Consider the following 17,147-nt stretch of genomic DNA (forward strand, 5'->3'; position numbering starts at 1 on the left):
TAGGAGCGCCGTCTCGGCGCGAGCTCTTCGCTTTCATCGCAATCTGACGGGAAGAGCTCGCGGCGGGACGCCGCTCCTACCAGCGCCGTCTTCAATCGTCGTAGTGATGACGGCCTTTCTTGTGGTGGCGGTCACCGCGATGGTCGCGACGATCGTCATCCCAGCGATCATGATCGCGGTCGCGGTGATCGTAACGGTTGCGGTCATAGCGGTGGCGATCGTACCGGTCATAGCGGACGTAACGATTGTCGTAGCGCGGCGAATTCCGGTAATAGCCGTGGGCGCGGCCATAGGGCGGCGGTGCGTGATACACCACTCGGGGAGCGTAGCGGTAGTAGGTCGGGCGGTGGTAGCGATCGCGCACGATGATCACGCGGTCGTTGTATCCGTATCCTCCATGCCGGTAATAAGGCTGACCTGAGTGATAAACGATGTCCGCCACGTCCACCAGGACGCGAACCAGGTCATCGCTGGCACGCGCGGGCGCAGGCGCAAAGGCGGCCAAGCCCAACCCCATGGCAAGTACGGCAGGTGCAAAAAACCGCGTGAGGGAAAAGCTTGTCATCTCGTTCTCCGTTCACCCGCAGGTGCGGGCATGTGACGAAAATGACGCGTATCGAGTGAACCGTGATTTAACCTTTCGCGTTGGAAACGTTACCAGCCCGGTAACGTACAACTTGCGTTTATCCGGCCGGTGAAGCCGTTGAATGTGCTTCTCGCAGAGCGGAGCTTGCTCCGCTGCTCTTGTCCGGAATCGCAGCGGAACAGCGGAGCAAGCTCCGCTCCACATGAATCGCTAGGCCACCCGGCTGAGACCGATCTTCGCCAACGCAGCAGGAATCTGTGCAGGCAGTTCCACCGTCAACAGCCGCGGCTCGTCATCCAGCACGCTGTGTTCGGCTTCATGCGCCCAGGTCACGTGATACGGCATATGGATGCCCCAACCGCCAAGCTCGATAACGGGCGCGATGTCGGAACGCAGAGAGTTGCCCACCATCACGAACGCGTCGGGCGCGGTTCCTAGTTCGCGCAATACCCGCGCATAGGTAGACGCATCTTTCTCGGAAACGATCTCGACGCGGCGGAACAAATCCGCCAAGCCGGACTGGGCGATCTTGGCTTCCTGGTGGAAAAGATCGCCTTTGGTGATCAGCACGATCTCATAGCGGCCGGCAATCTGCTCGACGGCTTCGCGCATACCTGGAATCAGCTCGACAGGATGCTGCAGCGTGGCCCGGCCGATCTCGATCACCCGATGCAAATCGCCTGCACTGATGCGCTCTTCGGTCAGCTCGATAGCAGCTTCCAGCATCGACAGCGTCATGCCTTTCACACCGTAGCCGAATATCTTCAGGTTACGGCGCTCCACCGCCAGCAAATGCTGCTGCGTGCGCGAGTCGGCCAAGTCGATGTAGCCACTCAGGATGTGCTCGAAATCCTGTTCCGCTTGGCGGTAGTAGTCTTCGCTCCGCCACAGCGTATCGTCGCCATCAAAGCCAACCCACTGTATATCGCCGCCCATCTCATGATCCTGTTTCCGTCGAGGGGCAGCAGCATACCAGCGACAAAGGCACGAAGGACGCTGAGTTCCTTCGTGCCCTGGCCACCTGGTTACGCCATGGCTTGGCTATTGCTCGCGATGGCTGACGACAGTACGAGCTTGCCCGCTGTTAGCCGTTAGGCGGCGGTGTTCCGCCATCCGCCGGAGGAGGCGGTGTTTCGCTAGGCGTGGTCTGCGGCGCGTTGGGATTAGCCGGATCCGGTGTGGTCGGATCGGAGCCCGGCGGCGCATTCGGATCGGCCGGCGGTGTGGTTTCGGCTGGCGGCGGCGTTGTGTCCGTCGGAGGCGGCGTGGTCTCGGGTGGTGGAGTAGCCTCTGTCGGTGCAGGCGGCTCGACATTGGTGGTGTCGTTATCGGAGGGATTGCAGCCGGACAGCAACGCCGCACCAGACAGCAATGCACCCAAGGCAACGACCAGGCTCAAGGATTGGGGCTTGACGACTTTCATGGGGTTCTTCTCCTCAACAGGGGGATCTTTCACGTGGGATCTTTTAAGTGGATCGGGCTTACATCCCAAGCTTCGCGCAGTTGCTGTTAAGAACAGATGTCGGCGATTTCGAGCTTCACTTCATGCGCTTCATCGCGCGCCCGCCACGTTATAGGCCGCATATTCGGCTGGGGATAATTTTCCGTCGGCATCCTTGTCGAGTGTTTCGAATGCTTGGGCCAGCGCAGGATCAATGGCCGCTTCTTCTTTACTGATCGCGCCATCTCCATTTGCATCCAGCTCCTCGAAACTTACGGGTGCAGGCGCTGTGTTGTCACGAGCGGGAGATGCGGTTTCGGATTCGGGAGACGCGGCTTGCGTTCCGGTTTGCGAGTACGCCGCCGGCATGGCGAATGCGGCGCACAATGCAGTGACGATCAGTAAACGACGTTCGTGGTTCCGCATAACATCTCTCCTTTCGAAGAACTGTCCCGAGTCTTTTGCAGAAGCTGGAAAAGAAAGGGCGGCACCGCCGCCCTTCCCTGTTCGACCGATCTATTGCCGAACGAACATCACGAACATCGTTGCGTCTGCGATTGCCCGATTACTTCTGAGGCTCGCCGTAGTTCTTGCTTACAAAGCTGTTGTACTCATCCGCGGTCAGCTTGCCATCGGCATCGGCGTCGGCCTTATCGAAAATCTGCGACAAGCCAGGATTGGCTGCGGATTCTTCCTTGCTGATCATGCTATCGGCATCAACGTCGAGCGAGGCCCAATCATTTTTACCTCCGCGCACGTTGCCCGATGCACCCGACTCCTGCGCCGACTGCGTGGCCGCACCGGTCGCGCTACCACTTGTGCTTGCACCGGTTGCGTCGGTCGACGTCGCATCTGTCGCGTCTTGAGTCTGCGGATCGGTGGTCTGAGTCTGGGCAGCTGCGCTGCTATCAGTCGTTTCCTGCGCAAGCGCCAGTGGCATCGCCAGGGCGGCGGTGAGAGCGATCAAGCCAATCAGCGGTTTACGGTTTTGGTTGTTCATCGTCGTTGCTCCGTCGGTTTGGGAGTGCGTTCCGTCACGCACGGCCCAACGATGCAAATGTTCGCCTGAATCGCCTATGCGCCCCAAAACACGCGTGCACATTGCCTTAACCACCTGATTGATTTTTTCTTATAAACCGTCGTTATCGAGTCGTGAGGGCAATGTGATCACTTCATCTGTTGCGTGACGCTTTCGAAATTTTCCCGTTACGTGCCTGTCGTTTCGTCGGTTTTTGAAACATCCTCTTCACGTCGATGATGGCTGAACCATTGCCAACCCATCACGACGCCGGACAATGCACCGACGAGTTCGCAGATCACGCGCGAACCCAGCCCATCGGGATCGTGGATACCTTGCAACGCCAAGCGCGCATACAAGGGCGACTCCAGTTTCATCATGCCCAGGGAGAACATGCTCCAGGCGTCCCATCCCGCACCGATCACCACGGCCATGACGCACGCCCAGCCGATCGCGTGACCGATGGACCAATGCAGCAAACGGCATAGCCATTGCCACAACCCGTAGCAAAGCACGCCAATCACGAACGCGATCAGTCCGGCTTCCAGCGCGCCGATAAAACCAAAATGCAAAGGAAGATTCATGGAAACGCGCGCTCCAGCCATGCAGGCACAGGCAGTCCTTTCGAACGTAAGAAAACGGGATTGAATAATTTTGCTTGATAACGCGTCCCGGGATCGCATAGCAAAGTAACGATCGTATGGCCGGGGCCCAACGCGTTCGCCAGGCGAATCGCACCCGCGATGTTGACGCCACTGGATCCACCGAGATTCAGACCTTCGCCCGTCATCATCGCATGCACCCATGGCACCGATTCGTCGTCGGGAATCGACCACGCCACATCGATCGGCGCACCATCGAAATTGGCCGTGACGCGGCTGGAACCGATGCCTTCGCTGATAGACCCGCCTTCGGCTTTCAGCTCACCGGCATTGATGTAGTGTGCCAAGGCGGAACCCGTGGGATCGGCCAGCGCGATCGTCACTTGTGGGTTGCGCATCTTCAACGCACGGCCTATGCCGGCGAGCGAGCCGGCGGTACCGGTGGCGCAGACGAATCCGTCGATGCGGCCACTGGTTTGTTCCCATATTTCAGGACCGGTGGTGGCTTCGTGGAAGTCGCGATTGGCGGTGTTGTCGAACTGGTTGGCGAACCAGGCACTGCCAGGATCCGCTTGGTTCAATGTTTCGCACATGCGCCGGGCAACGTGTGCGTAATGATCTGGATTGGCATAAGGAACCGCCGGAACCAGGTGCAGTTCCGCTCCGGTCACGCGCACCGCATCGATCTTCTCGCGGCTCTGCGTCTCCGGCATGACGATGATCGTGCGATAACCGCGGCTTGCACACAGCAGTGCCAGGCCGATACCGGTATTGCCGGCGGTACCTTCCACGACAGTACCGCCCGAACGCAGCAATCCACGGCGCTCGGCATCCAGCAATAGGCCCAACGCCGTGCGGTCCTTGATGGAACCCCCGGGATTGAGGAATTCGGCTTTGCCCAGGATCTCGCATCCCGTCAACTCGGAAGCTTGCCGCAGCCGCAGCAACGGCGTACGGCCAATGGCGTCAGCTAAGTCGTAGTGGATATCCAAACAGCGTTCCCGGATGCCAGCGCACATCGGCGCATGAATCCGGAGAAGCGTAACCCAATCGGGGAGCGGGTAACCGGTACCGGCGGTGGCTCAGGCGCCGCATGCGGGCCTTGCCTGCGCATGCGGGCCTCTTCTATTGCTTGTAGGAGCGCCGTCTCGGCGCGAGCTCTTCCTGTCAGATCGCGTGAGAAGCCAGGAGCTCGCGGCGGGACGCCACTACCATCGGAACGGCGGCCCTACAAAGGCATCCTGCAAAGACGCCGGCGACAAGCTCACCAGCACTCAATGCAGCAACCCGTGATGGACCATCTTCAGCCGCTCAGTGCCGGTTTTCGCTACCGCTTCGCTGGCACGCTCCAGAACCGTTTCATCTTCCTCATCGATGACGACCAGCAGCCGACCGGCTTCGATTTCTTTTTCGTAGTCGCGCCGGATATCGCTCGGCACAGCAGAGCCGGCCAACGCCGCGGACCAACCGCCTACCGTTGCGCCGACCAAGGTGGTGAGTACGACACCCGTCACCGGAATCGCAACCGCGGGAATCGCCATGCCCAGCAATCCGCCGAGCAGTCCGATAGCACCGCCGCCGGCGATACCGCGCAACGCAGCCGGAACGAAATCCGTGGGAGAGGCTTCTTTCTGACCATCGGGAACCAGCGCCATTTCTATCGCCGACTGGCCCACCAATGCGGTGTGGTCAGGCCGAATACCGGCACGGATAGCCGCGTTCAGGGCCTCTTCCGCGGTATTGATGTCCGGTGCGCTGAATACGCGTCGAGTTTTCATGACAAGCCTCCTCGCATTTGCATGCCGTGGTGGAGTCATGGCCCACGATAGGCGCCCTACGTCTCATCCGCGTGAAAAAAGCCTTAAAAGAAGGTGTTTTCGCCGGAAACAAGGACGAAAAGCTATTCCGCTGGCCGTTCCACGAAACGCTTGCCCATGGCTTGCAAATAGCTCTGATGGAGTGCGCCTACTTTCTCCACGTACGCCTGCGTTTCCGCATAGGGCGGAATGCCACCGTAGCGTGTCACCGCGCCCACGCCGGCGTTGTACGCCGCGGCCGCCAGCTTCAGGTCGCCCTTGTAGCGCCGGACCAGCGATTTCAAGTGACGCGCACCTGCGCGGATGGATTCCGACGACGAAAACGGATCGCCAACCCCATATTCCTTCGAAAGCTCCGGCATCAGCTGCATGAGGCCCTGGGCGCCCTTGGGCGACACGGCTTTGGCATCGAAATCGCTCTCGGCGTGCGCCACCGCGCGCAGCCACGCGTCTTCCACTCCGGTTTGCTTCGCCGCGGCGGCGAACTCCTTTGAGTACATGTTCAAGCGCGGCGCACTTATTTTGCCCAGGCCGGGATGCGCCGGTTCGCCCGGCGGAGTCGCCACGGTGAACTTCAGGTAGGGCCGCGAGCCCGGTAGGTTGCGGGTGCTGTAGACCAGCTGGCCATCCTGCTCCCGCTCGTAAAGGGTGCCGCTGAATACCCCCATCGAACCCCAAAGATTCGGAGTCTGGACAGCGTTGTCATCCAGCTCCTTGGCGGTGCAGCGGGAACCGGGTTCTGGCGCGGTCGCCAGGCTTACCGTGCCTGCGCGCACGCAGCGATAGACCGTCCGCGCCGCCGCATCGAGGCTGCTGGCGGTGGTCAACACGGCGGCAATCGATAGCAGCAGGCAGCGCAGGCGGGGGCTCATAGGCGCGGGATTGTGAGGTCTGGAAGCTGAGCGCTTGGCTACAAACACGCCGTCCGGCGCTCACCCAGGTCGCTTAGCCGACGAACGGCACCCTTCAGGCCGCCATCCGGCCCTGCTGCGGCGCAACACCCATGTGCGTAAAATACCGGCCTTCTATCACCTGCACCCCTCTGGAGCGAGCGAATGGGCCTGGACCTGGTCACTTCCGGCAAGAACCCGCCTGACGAAATCAACGTCATCATCGAAATCCCGAAAGACGCTGAGCCCGTCAAATACGAAGTGGACAAGGCCAGCGGCGCGATCTTCGTCGATCGCATCCTCTCCACGCCCATGCGTTATCCCTGCAACTATGGCTACGTGCCCAACACGCTATGCGGCGACGGCGATCCGGCCGACGTACTGGTGGTGTTGCCGCTGCCGCTGATTCCCGGCTCGGTCATCCGCTGCCGTCCGGTCGGCGTCTTGCGCATGAGCGACGAGGCCGGCAGCGACGAAAAACTGCTCGCCGTGCCGGTGGACAAGGTGTTCGCCGGCTACACCCACATCCACGACATCCACCAGGTCAGCCCGCACTGGCTGGAGCGCATCGGCCATTTCTTCGAGCACTACAAGGATCTGGAGAAAGGCAAGTGGGTCAAGCTGGATGGTTGGGGCGACGCCGCGGCCGCCAAGCAGGTGTTGGTGGAAGCGATCGAGCGGTGTAAGCAAGAGGGTTGATCCAGCCAATTGATTCGGAGCCAGTTCGATTTGAAATGGACCCGAATCAATTTCCCTTATTCGTGCAGCTCGGCGCAACGGCCGAATGGGCGAAGGTTGTTCCCTTCTCCCTCCGGGGTGAAGGAATGCGGCTTACGAGCCATCGGCTCGTGCATGCTTGAACGCCCTGCGCGCTGCGCAGGGCCGGGGCGCGGAGCGAGGCAGCGCGCAGCGACGGATGAGGGCATGACGTGTCCGCTTGTAGCGAAGTAGTCTCGCGAGTCATTGCCATTCCCTCGTCCTCCCCGTATCAAGGCTCTTAGGGCATCTTGCTCCACGCCCCGGCCCGCGCCAGCGGCGCGGTCGCTCTACCGCACGCGCGCCAATGGCGCGCAAACCGTGCGCTATCGCCCCGGAGGGAGAAGGGATCGGAAATTTGACGATAGTCAGACATCAGGTTGGCGATCTTCCCGCCTCCACCGCTCGACGCGCACGCTCAACGGTCGGAGCCAATCCTGGCAACAACGGCTCAATCAACTCAGCATGCCTGCGCCATTTGTCAGGCTCGGGCAAGGTCAGGGTGTAACGCGACAGCGGCAACGCCTGATTCAGTTCGCGATCCCATTTCAAATCCAGTGCCGTGCAGATGCGCTGGATCTCGGTCGCTGGGTCTTTAAGGAAGTCCGCATAGTCCAGCGCGGTCCAGCGTTCGCGCGGCAGCGGTTCAAGCTGATCCAGAATGTCGTTCAAGGTGCGCTCCCACTGCACGCGGACTATCTGATGGAGCGGCTGCGCGATCAGTTCCCGCCAGCCGGGTACCAGCAGCAGCGACCAAGGTTGGTGGCTGGGCCAGCCTGGCAATCCGGGATAAGTCCTAAAACGGCCCGACTGCCACGCATCGATCATGCTGCCCAGCGTTTCCCGCACATCCCGATAAAGAAAAACGAACCGGGCTTCCGGAAATACCGACTGCAAGAATCGAATCCGCAAGGCGTTCTTCGGTGTTTTTTCCAGCATCCGCACCGTACCGGTGTCGGGCCGGCGGCCGGCGCGATCATGAAGTCCCGCCCAGAATCGGCTTCGCAGCAACTGCACTCGTTCCGGGGAGGCATCGGCTTCGGTGAGTACGTTCGAGTCGAAGCCCCTGTCCCTTGGGGCCAAGCCGGGAACCTGCTCGATCATCAGGTGGCTCTCGCCGCCGATGGTGAAGAATTCCGGCGCCTGCGCCAGCGTTTCAAACAGCAGGGTTGAACCGGACCGGGGAGAGGAAAGAATGAAAACCGGGCGGTCGAACAACGGATCCTTCATGCGCGGACCGGCGCTCCTGGTTGCCGCATAGGTTCCGCCGGCAAATCCGTGCGCGACGCGGTGGTCGGCACCGCTTTCGGTTCGTTCAAGGCTACCGTGAACACGTGCGCATTGAGCGCCTGCATCAACCTTCCCCCATTTCGGAGGGCGATCTGAGCGACTCCCTTGCCAATCAGGTCCTGCTGGGTTCGTTCCAACAGTTCTCGATATCGGGGAAAGCCGGCAGCATCCGCACCGTGGCAAGACCAGAGCGCATGCCAGGCGTGGGAAAACCGCTGCAGCGCGGCCTGGATCGCCACCAGCTGTGGAACATTCTCCGCATCATTGAGAAGAAACACGATGTGCTCGCGTAACTCCCACGGGCTCATCACTATCGGAACATTGAACGATTCGAAATCCAACGCCGGCACATCGTTGCCGGCGCGAGGATCCAGGCGCTTCGGCTGCCATCCAGGCTCACGTTGTTCCGGGGTGCGGCCTTGCGCCACCAGATCCCAGAAGCGTTCGCCACCGACCGTATCCGCGACGAGGTGAATACGAGTGTCGTCGCCATGGTTGAGCACGCAGTGCCGACGCCAGGTATCGAAAATCCAGCACTCCCCGGCCGCCATGTTGACTTCGCTGTCGCCGCAGTGGAAACGCACCGACGGCGTCGTGATGATCGGCACATGCACCCGCATGCGCTCGCGCCAGTAATAGTTGACGTCCACATGCGGGGAAACTTCCGATTGCCCGGAAAGCCGCATCAGACGCGACCGCCCCCACGTGGCCCCCAACGCTTCCAACACCTGCATCAGATAAGGCAGCCGCAGCAACCACGGCGTCGGCCGCATCTTTCCGGCAGTCTCATCGCTATCCGGATCGCCCTCGGTCGTAATCAACGTCAGCGCGCTATTGCCCGGCATACCGCCCGGGTGCGGCCGCCAATGAGCGTCTTCGACCTGGGAAATCTCCCGCGCCAGAGCGGCAGCGTCGAAGCTGATGGGCAATTGGATGAACGGGGCCGGCAGTTTCATGGGTGTCTCAGCGGCAGCTACCCATCAAGTGTGAGGGGGGCTTTGCTGGGAGTAAAGCCTGAAGCCACGTGCTTGGGTGGCTATGATCCAGGCCAAATGAGCGAAATGGCCGGCCGTCTCTCTGCGTTGAGATTCGTTGAACCGACATCGGTTGCCACCTCCGGATGTTGCAGGGTAAGCGGCGGATGGTCTGCCACAAAACACTACGGCCCCTTGCGGGGCCGTAGCGGTGTAGCGACAGGTCTTAGATCCAAGGATCAGAAAGTCTGCTTGTACTGCATGTAGACAAAACGACCAATGTCGAAGCCGCCGTAGTACGAGTACTGCGAGTTCGGTGCCGAGTACGCCGGAGCGGCGTAGTGATCGAACACGTTGTTCGCGCCCACCGAAATGGTGGCATTCCACGGGGCATTCCAGCGAACCTGGATGTCGTGGAAGGTATTGGCACCCATCCGATTCATGCCGTAGTTCTTGGTCGGATCCGGCGACTGGTAGTTCGGATCCGTGCACTCGTCGGCGTAGTAGCAGCGCTCTTTGGTACCGGAGTAATAGCGCATGTTCCAACCGATACCGAACTCACCCAGCGTCCAGTTGGTGCTCAGGTTCGAACGAACGCGGAAGTAGCTGCTGAAGCCATTCTCGACGGTCACCGGCACACCGGTGTCGTTGGTGGTTTTCAGGTGGTACTTGGAGACGTAGGTGGTTTGCCAGTTGAAATCGAAACGGCCGAAGTCGCTATCCCAGCGATACGTCGCTTCCATGTCATAACCTTCAGTATCCAGATAGCCGGCGTTGCGGCCGCCGTAGGACAGGTTGTTGACATAGCCGCGAGTGGCATCACGCGTAAAGCTGTTGCAGCGCTCGGCGATGCCGAGGATGTAGCAGTCGTTCAACTGATCCGTCGGGGTATCTTCGACGATGGTGTTTTCCACTTTGACCGCCCACCAATCCAGCGACAGGTTCAGGCCTTCCGCGAAGGTTGGGCTCCAGACAACGCCCAAAGTCTTGGAAGTGGAGGTTTCCGGCGTCAGGTTGGGATTGGAACCGGAATTGAACGGAACCGGGCTCTGCTCGTCGGGGCCTTCGGCCACGACGAAACCTTGCTTCAGCTGACGGAAGTTGGCCGCGTTGGCGATGTCTTGCGCGCAGCGGGCCAGCGTCGCCGGGTTCGAAGCGGCATCGCCGAACAAGGTGTCACAGGGATCGGTGAAGTATTCGAAAGACTGCGATCCACCACCGTACAGATCGGCAATGGTCGGAGCACGGAAGCCTTCAGCCCAGGTACCGCGCACCATCAACTGGTCAAGCGGCTTCCACTTGAAGCCAAACTTGTTGTTGAGCGTATCGCCGAAGGTACTGTAGTCGGAATAACGCGTGGCAAGGCTCAGGGTCAGTTCTTGCGCACCTGGCAGGTCGGCCAGCACCGGAATGCTCAGCTCAGCATAGAGCTCGTTGACGTCGTATCCGCCGCGTGTCGGGCCAGCAGCCAGATCAGTGGAGTCGCCCGTTTGCGACAGTGCGTCCGGGTTGAATTCGCCCTTTTCCTTGCGGTATTCGTAACCCACCGCAAAACCCAGATCACCGGCAGGCAGAGTGAACAACGCGCCCGTCAGGTTGGCGAAATAGCTATTTGTTTCCACTTCGCCGCGGTTGTGGGTGGTGGGGAACAGGAACGCGATCAAATCTTCATTGCCAGTGATGCCGCCATCACCAGAACGACCGGCAGCGATGAACGGGTTCCACGGCACGCAGCCACCTGGGCCAGCGCCATACGCCGGATTGGTGCCCGCCGCCAAACCGGCGGCGCTGCCACATTCCACACGTCCAGTATTCGGGTTGAGGAACGATTCACCTGTTGCCGCCCGCACCGCGGAGATGCGGAAGTTTCCGGTCTGCATCTGGATGTTTTCGGCATTGTTGTACAGCATGCCGACATCCCAGTCGAAGTACTTGTCAGCAAACTGGAAGGAGCCTTCCAAGGCGCCAGTGAAACGGAACGTCGTCAGTTCATTGGTGGAAACGCGTGGCATTTCCCAGCCGCGGTGCACGAAGCCCACTTCCTGGCCTGCGCCCGGATTCCACTGATTGCCCAGCGGGTTGTAGTAGCTATCAGCCGACATCATCAGGTCGTAGGCGCCCGATTGCAGCGGATAGCCAGCTACCTGCGCTTCCGAAGAGCGCTTGGTGTAAAGCAGATCGGTAGCAAAGCGAACGTTCTCCGTAATATCGAACTTGCCGTTGACGAATACCGAGCGGCGCTCCGTCGGTGTCAGCAGATGCATCTGTTCGTTGGAGTTGCTGACGTCGCCGGTAATCGGCGTGCCGTCTAGCAGATGGTAGTTGGCGAAGTCGTACGGGTTTGCGCCGCGATCCAGTACGTAGGTGATGTCGTCGTCTGGGTCGGTGGGATCCCGGGGGTCAATCAACGAGCCCCATTGGCTGACGGTTGTCCAGCCCTGGGTAGGATGACGATTGGTACGGGAGGACTGGCTGAACCAGCGATCCTTGGCCCACACGCCTTTTTCTTTCGAGTACTCGGCGCCAACGGTCAGCGAACCACGATCACCGGAAAAACCCATCACGAAATCGTAGGCTTCCTTGTCGCCGTCGCCTTGGCTGTATTGGCCGTAGTAGGCGCTGGCTTCCGCGCCTTCGAAGTTGCTGCGGGTAATGATGTTGATCACGCCAGCCATGGCGTCAGAGCCGTAGATCGATGAAGCGCCGTCCTTCAGGACTTCGATGCGCTCGACCATGACAGTGGGAATCTGAGAGACGTCCTGATAGCCGCTGACGCTAGCGCCCAGGCGCTTGCCGTTGACCAGCACCAGCGTGCGCTGCGTGCCCAGGTTGCGCAGATCGATGTAGTAACCGCCGACCATTTCACCGGAAGAGAGCGGCTGCGAGCGGCTGATCGCCGGCGAGCCCGCAGCGGAGATGTTCTGCAGGATATCGGCGACGGACCGGAAGCCCTGCTTCTCGATTTCATCGCGCGAAATGCTGAGTACTGGTTGAGCGGTTTCAGTATCGACCTGTCGGATACGCGAACCGGTGACTTCAATTCGATCCAACGTTGTGGGGGCGCTGCCTTCAGCCTGCTCCTGAGCGCCGGCGAATGCCGGTGCCAATGCGAGCGCGATACCAGCCGGCAGCAGGCCGGCTCGCACCGCGAAACGCGGGTTGCGATAGTTCATTGAATCTCTCCTCCGGAGTAATCGTTATTGGCGTGTTAAAACACGCTCCAAAGTTACGTTCCGGTGAGGATCTCTGCTTTGCGTGCGCGGCCCGGTGACTTTGCCGAGTCTGTCCTGGAGTGATTCAACACGGTCCTGTAGCGCGATGCCGACACACCAAAGCGCGCGCGAAAGGCACGGGCGAAGCTGCAGCAGTTGTCGAAGCCGGACGCGGCGGCGACTTCGCCAATCATCATGGAGGTGCTGCCCAGCAACTCCGCCGCACGCTCCAGCCGCATACGTGCAGCGGCGGCCTGTGGGCTCTCTTCATACAAGGTGTAGAAGGTGCGCGAGAAGTACCAGCTGGAGAAACTGGTCAGTTCCGCCAGCTCGCTTACGCGCACCACGCGATCGCAGTTTCCTTCCAGATATAGGCGCGCCCGCTGCAGTCGGCCGAACACCTGCCGTTTACGGTTACGCGAGCGGCCCGGGCAACGTTGGATGTAGGCATCGAGTTCCTGCTGGATGTTGACCAGGTGCAACAGGATCGGGCGCAATGCGGCGACGTCATTATTTTCTTTGCGGTCGGACAAGCGGTTTGCGGCTTGGCGCCACAGCTTCAAGGCGATGCGACCGTCACGCCGGGGAATGCGTCCACGACCCGCGTACAGCGTGCTATCCGCCAGCGGTACCATGCCGCGCAGCACCTCCGCACTCAGGGTCAATCCGATACAAACGCCGTGGCGGTCGGTCTGGATCAGGGGCTTGGAATCGCGCTCGAGCGCGATCCATTGCCCTGGCCGCAGACGGAACTTGCCTTCCTTCGCTTCCACCCACGATGCGCCGCGCAGTTGTATCCAAACGGAGAACATGTCTCCGGATACCTGGACGCTACCTAGCCGGGAAACCCCTACACAGCTGCTTTGGCCGGTCGGTTCGGATTGCTCCAGCCGGATCTGCTGGCCACGGTCGCTCCACTGCTTTTGCTCCATCGCTCATTCCACTTTGCATAAATCGGGCATTCCATGTGCCCGAGTAGTGGAACCAGTTCAGGAAATTTGCTGGAGACTTGTACGAAATCTTGCCGAAGGCCTTTCCGAAAGAATCACGAAAGGCGTTTTCTTTTACCGATCAGTAGGTTGCCCGGCCTTCGATTGCGGCTCCATCAGCGGCGGCAATGACATGAAGCCAATGTCCGCACCGTCATCCTGCGCCATGGGAACGTAAACCGCCCGATTGCGCGCGCTGCTGCTGAATCCGTTCACTGATGCCAGGTGTGCTGGTTGAACGCAGCGAGGGACCGGGTGGGAACGCCCAACTCCTATGTGACGCAAGCTGACAAAGCAGCCAGCAAGCTGCTCCAGATATTCGATGTGACCGTCTTCGGAAACGGTCCAGGTGCGGTAGCGCTGGCTGGATGGAAAACTGTCTTCCACGCGGTGGACGCTGTCAGGCGACAGCGCCAGGTCCGCCTGCCACAACCCGTCGCGCGCGGCATAGGTGAACAGTATTCGGTCTTGCGACAAGTCCAGCTTTGCCAGCGACACGCCGTCAAGCGCGGCGAGCGACTGCCACTTCTCGCCGCCGCGGTCGAACAAGCTCAATCTCTGTCCGCCGTCGCTACGTCCCGTTATCAGCAGGAGTCGGTCCGGGTCGGGCAGATAGGCGGCAGTCAACAGATCGCCAGCGTCCGCGGGAATCCGTAGCCGTACCACTTGCCCATTCCCTGGATTGACCTCGTACCCACCAAAGTTTCCAGCGGCATCACTTCCGATTACCAGGACGCGGCGGCTGTCAGGCGACCACACCGGCAGATACCGCGAGTCCGGCCGGACACCTTCGATCAAACGCAAGGAGGCAGGCCGCTCCATGTCCGCCCACCACAGGGCGAACTCGCCCGACCTGTCTGAAGTGAAGACAATCTGTCGTCCATCCGGCGCCACCGCGGGCAAGGTGTCGCGGCCGGAAGAAGCAAAGAGTCGCTGCGGTTCGGAACCGTCGCCGGCTTCGGTGCTGACACGGTAGAGCCCGAAATGCGGCTTGCGTTGCACGAATGCCAGCGCAGGCACTCGCGCAGCCATCGCCGGTGCCTGCGCATCCTCGATTCCCAGATCGCGAATCTGCCCGCTGGCCAGCGACAACCAGTACAACCGTGTATGGCCGTCAACGCGTCGGCCGAACACGATGGCACGGCCATCAGGTGTCCAGTCCCAGCCGCGGAGTTCCGCATATTGGCGGGTCAGCCGCTCAGCACGGCCGCCGCTGGCCGGTATGCGCCATAGATCGCCAAGTGGTGTGTTGCGTATGAAGACGATCCAGCGGCCATCGGGCGAGTAGCGCGGCGCGAAATCCACATCAGCGGAGGTCGCGCCGTACTGCAGACGGCTCCACTGCCCTGTTGTCAGATCGAGTATCCGTAGACCCGGTGGGCCATCGCCAGGGGCTGAACTGCTGAATATCAAACCGCTGCCATCCGGCGTCCAGTCGAAGCTTGGGCGGTTGCGCCGGTCGCACTCACCGAGGACGCGTTCGTCGCCGCCGGCCACGGACACCGCCAGGATCTTGCAGTCCTCTCCGGGCACACGACGAAGAAATGCGATCTCCCGTCCATTCGGCGACCACTCGGGATTGCTGTCCCATGCGCCTGTCGGTGGACGCGTCAACGGTCGTGGCTGGCTCTGATCGGTGGCCTGAACCAGGATCGACGACCCTACGATTTCTTCGGCTGGACTGGCCAAATACGCCATCAGCGATCCATCCGGCGACAAAGTAGGCGAGAACTCGAAGCCGGGTGCCGAGGTAATCAGCTGATAGGGGCGTGGAGGCGCCGTAAGTTGTCGGGGAACGTCGGCAGCCGTGCCCGCGGGGCCTGCGGATTGCCACCACCGCCACCCACTCCAGACGACTACCGTAGCCAGTGCAACGCCGGCGGCCAGGAATATCCATCGTTTCCAATACGGGGCACGTGCCGGCACTAAGACGGCCTCTTCCGCACGCAGGTGTAAGACGCCCGTTGTTTCGTCCGGTGCCTGCCGCTCTTTCTCGATATTGGCCAACACACCGGCCTGTGGGGCTTGGATTGCCTCGGTAGCTTTCCATTCCACCGGCGCCAGCAAACGGTATCCACTCTTGGCGATGGTCTCGATGTAGTTCGGGTGATTCCGGTCCCCGGCGAAAGCCTTGCGCAGTTGGGTGATGGCCTGCGTGACCACATCGTTGGTGGGCAGCGTGTCTGGCCAGACTTCAGCGAGCAATGCGTCGCGGCTCACTACCTTGCCAGCGTTCTCCACCAACACCAGCAATACACCCATTGACTTCGGCGTTACCCGCACAGCCCGGCGCGAGCCGGGTGCCTTCACCTCGCGCAGCGGAATGTCGACCACGCAATCCCCTATCTGCAGGCGCTCAGACAGCAAGGGGGCGAGAGGATCGGTAGGCTTCGACATGGGGGAATATGGTGCGCACGGCATCCCCACTCGTCATGTGTCTGAATGCCTATCGGCAATCAATCCGGCAAACTCGGCAAACCATGACAGCGATAGGGGGAAAGCGCCGTTGGCCGGCGCATTTTACAGTGCTCTGTGTGTTCCCCCTGAACGGGAGCAACACACAGGCCAACCCCTCTCTCCCGCCGACGTCCTATTACAAAAAGCCCCAACATTCGCGCCCTCCGGCGCGAATTTTTTGCCTGACTATTCGCGGACGACCCTAGGACTGCGGTTCTCGCCCGGCGCGAACCGGAAGCGGCGAAAGGCGCACCGCCGGGACACGCCCTACTTGAAGTGCACGCCCTATTTGAAGTGGTAGACCAGCGCGTAGTACGCGACGTATATCCACGACAGCACACCGTGGATGACCGCCCACAGCAATGACTTATTGGCGCTCCACGAAATCGTGATGGCCAGGGCAGTGCCGAATCCAATGCCGGCCTTGGCGACGGAAACCCCGCCACCGCCACTCATGGCGCCACCGCCGGCGCACCGGAACCGGCGCGATAAGGAAAGCGCGCGAAGATGTCGGTAATGGCCGAGTCGATGCGCGCGGCCCGCTCTTCCGGTTTGGCGCGGGCGACCCGCCCCACCGCAACGCCTTCCCATATCAGCCGATTTTGCCGAGCATCGACAAGATCGACGTTGAGCGTGCCTTCGGTATAACGATAGACGTCCGTCCGGTCGCGCCAGTAAGGCACTGCCACATATCGCCGCGCGCGATAGCTGTAGTAGTAGTCGTAGTCGACTTCCGGCGTGCTCACCACGTCGGTCTTTTCCTGCATGAAGGCATTCAGGTTGACCCACAGGTCCGGCGATTTTTCGTCATAGGTGTAACCGCGGGATTCCATCTGCGCACGCGCGGCCGCCTTCATTCGGCCGCTGACCAGAGTGGTATAGCCCTGGCTCTCGATGGCGAGCGGTGAATAGAAGGAGAAGGTGCGATAGCGGGAGAAATCGGCCGTGGGATCCACATCGCTACTGATGCGCGGACCGGTGGCGCAACCTGCTAACAACGCGACAGCCGCAATGGCCAACCAGCGAACAACGGAACGGTACGAGACATGCATGATCTTCACCCTCCTGTTAGAACCTGTTTACGATCCTGCTGCGCTCGGCAGGCGTCCCGCGTG

General features: G+C 60.8%; 17 protein-coding genes. 1 reads left to right on the top strand and 16 read right to left on the bottom strand.

The window, feature by feature from the left end:
* Positions 1 to 91: 91 nt before the first annotated feature.
* From AADW18_RS17225 to AADW18_RS17265, 9 genes are all read right to left on the bottom strand, one after another.
* On the bottom strand, positions 92 to 565 hold the full coding sequence (locus tag AADW18_RS17225) for a hypothetical protein (RefSeq protein ID WP_337344632.1): 474 nt from the start codon (positions 563 to 565) through the stop codon (positions 92 to 94).
* Between the two features lie 231 nt (positions 566 to 796).
* Positions 797 to 1,522, bottom strand: a complete 726-nt coding sequence (locus AADW18_RS17230; protein ID WP_337344633.1) for an HAD family hydrolase — start codon at positions 1,520 to 1,522, stop codon at positions 797 to 799.
* A gap of 148 nt (positions 1,523 to 1,670) precedes the next feature.
* Entirely contained in the window at positions 1,671 to 2,009 is a 339-nt protein-coding gene (locus tag AADW18_RS17235) for a hypothetical protein (protein ID WP_337344634.1), read from the bottom strand.
* A 129-nt stretch (positions 2,010 to 2,138) separates the two neighbouring features.
* Positions 2,139 to 2,453: a hypothetical protein gene (locus AADW18_RS17240; RefSeq protein WP_337344635.1), complete on the bottom strand. Its 315-nt coding sequence runs from the start codon at positions 2,451 to 2,453 to the stop codon at positions 2,139 to 2,141.
* A gap of 139 nt (positions 2,454 to 2,592) precedes the next feature.
* Complete coding sequence (locus AADW18_RS17245) at positions 2,593 to 3,027, bottom strand: EF-hand domain-containing protein (protein ID WP_337344636.1); 435 nt, start codon at positions 3,025 to 3,027, stop codon at positions 2,593 to 2,595.
* A gap of 206 nt (positions 3,028 to 3,233) precedes the next feature.
* Positions 3,234 to 3,629, bottom strand: coding sequence for a hypothetical protein (locus AADW18_RS17250; protein WP_337344637.1), 396 nt, complete (start codon positions 3,627 to 3,629; stop codon positions 3,234 to 3,236).
* Positions 3,626 to 4,666 carry a cysteine synthase A gene (locus AADW18_RS17255; RefSeq protein ID WP_337344638.1) on the bottom strand — a complete coding sequence of 347 codons (1,041 nt, stop codon included), beginning with the start codon at positions 4,664 to 4,666 and terminating at the stop codon, positions 3,626 to 3,628. Before AADW18_RS17255 ends, AADW18_RS17250 begins: the two co-directional genes overlap by 4 nt.
* A gap of 255 nt (positions 4,667 to 4,921) precedes the next feature.
* Positions 4,922 to 5,425, bottom strand: coding sequence for a hypothetical protein (locus tag AADW18_RS17260; RefSeq protein ID WP_337344639.1), 504 nt, complete (start codon positions 5,423 to 5,425; stop codon positions 4,922 to 4,924).
* A gap of 122 nt (positions 5,426 to 5,547) precedes the next feature.
* Positions 5,548 to 6,336, bottom strand: a complete 789-nt coding sequence (locus tag AADW18_RS17265; protein WP_337344640.1) for a lytic transglycosylase domain-containing protein — start codon at positions 6,334 to 6,336, stop codon at positions 5,548 to 5,550.
* A 183-nt stretch (positions 6,337 to 6,519) separates the two neighbouring features.
* On the opposite strand from AADW18_RS17265, the gene ppa reads away from it, so the two are divergent.
* Complete coding sequence (gene ppa, locus AADW18_RS17270) at positions 6,520 to 7,053, top strand: inorganic diphosphatase (protein WP_337344641.1); 534 nt, start codon at positions 6,520 to 6,522, stop codon at positions 7,051 to 7,053.
* A 432-nt stretch (positions 7,054 to 7,485) separates the two neighbouring features.
* Here ppa and AADW18_RS17275 read toward each other — a convergent pair whose 3' ends face one another.
* The 7 genes from AADW18_RS17275 to AADW18_RS17305 all read right to left on the bottom strand — a co-directional run bounded on the left by AADW18_RS17275 (position 7,486) and on the right by AADW18_RS17305 (position 17,084).
* A complete protein-coding gene (locus AADW18_RS17275) occupies positions 7,486 to 8,340 on the bottom strand; it encodes a sulfotransferase (protein ID WP_337344642.1) in 855 nt (284 codons plus the stop codon).
* Complete coding sequence (locus AADW18_RS17280) at positions 8,337 to 9,356, bottom strand: aspartyl/asparaginyl beta-hydroxylase domain-containing protein (RefSeq protein WP_337344643.1); 1,020 nt, start codon at positions 9,354 to 9,356, stop codon at positions 8,337 to 8,339. The genes AADW18_RS17275 and AADW18_RS17280 overlap by 4 nt, the downstream gene beginning before the upstream one ends.
* Positions 9,357 to 9,613: 257 nt before the next feature.
* Entirely contained in the window at positions 9,614 to 12,547 is a 2,934-nt protein-coding gene (locus tag AADW18_RS17285) for a TonB-dependent receptor (protein WP_337344644.1), read from the bottom strand.
* Between the two features lie 53 nt (positions 12,548 to 12,600).
* Positions 12,601 to 13,518 (bottom strand): helix-turn-helix domain-containing protein, encoded by a 918-nt coding sequence (locus tag AADW18_RS17290; RefSeq protein ID WP_337344645.1) that lies wholly within the window; start codon positions 13,516 to 13,518, stop codon positions 12,601 to 12,603.
* A gap of 132 nt (positions 13,519 to 13,650) precedes the next feature.
* A complete protein-coding gene (locus AADW18_RS17295; RefSeq protein WP_337344646.1) occupies positions 13,651 to 15,972 on the bottom strand; it encodes a winged helix-turn-helix domain-containing protein in 2,322 nt (773 codons plus the stop codon).
* Positions 15,973 to 16,317: 345 nt separating this feature from the next.
* Entirely contained in the window at positions 16,318 to 16,488 is a 171-nt protein-coding gene (locus tag AADW18_RS17300) for a hypothetical protein (protein ID WP_337344647.1), read from the bottom strand.
* On the bottom strand, positions 16,485 to 17,084 hold the full coding sequence (locus AADW18_RS17305; RefSeq protein ID WP_337344648.1) for a DUF4136 domain-containing protein: 600 nt from the start codon (positions 17,082 to 17,084) through the stop codon (positions 16,485 to 16,487). The genes AADW18_RS17300 and AADW18_RS17305 overlap by 4 nt, the downstream gene beginning before the upstream one ends.
* Positions 17,085 to 17,147 lie beyond the last annotated feature (63 nt).

The organism is Pseudoxanthomonas sp. CCNWLY206-1 (assembly GCF_039710385.1).
In the GTDB taxonomy this organism is placed as follows: Bacteria; Pseudomonadota; Gammaproteobacteria; order Xanthomonadales; family Xanthomonadaceae; genus Pseudoxanthomonas_A.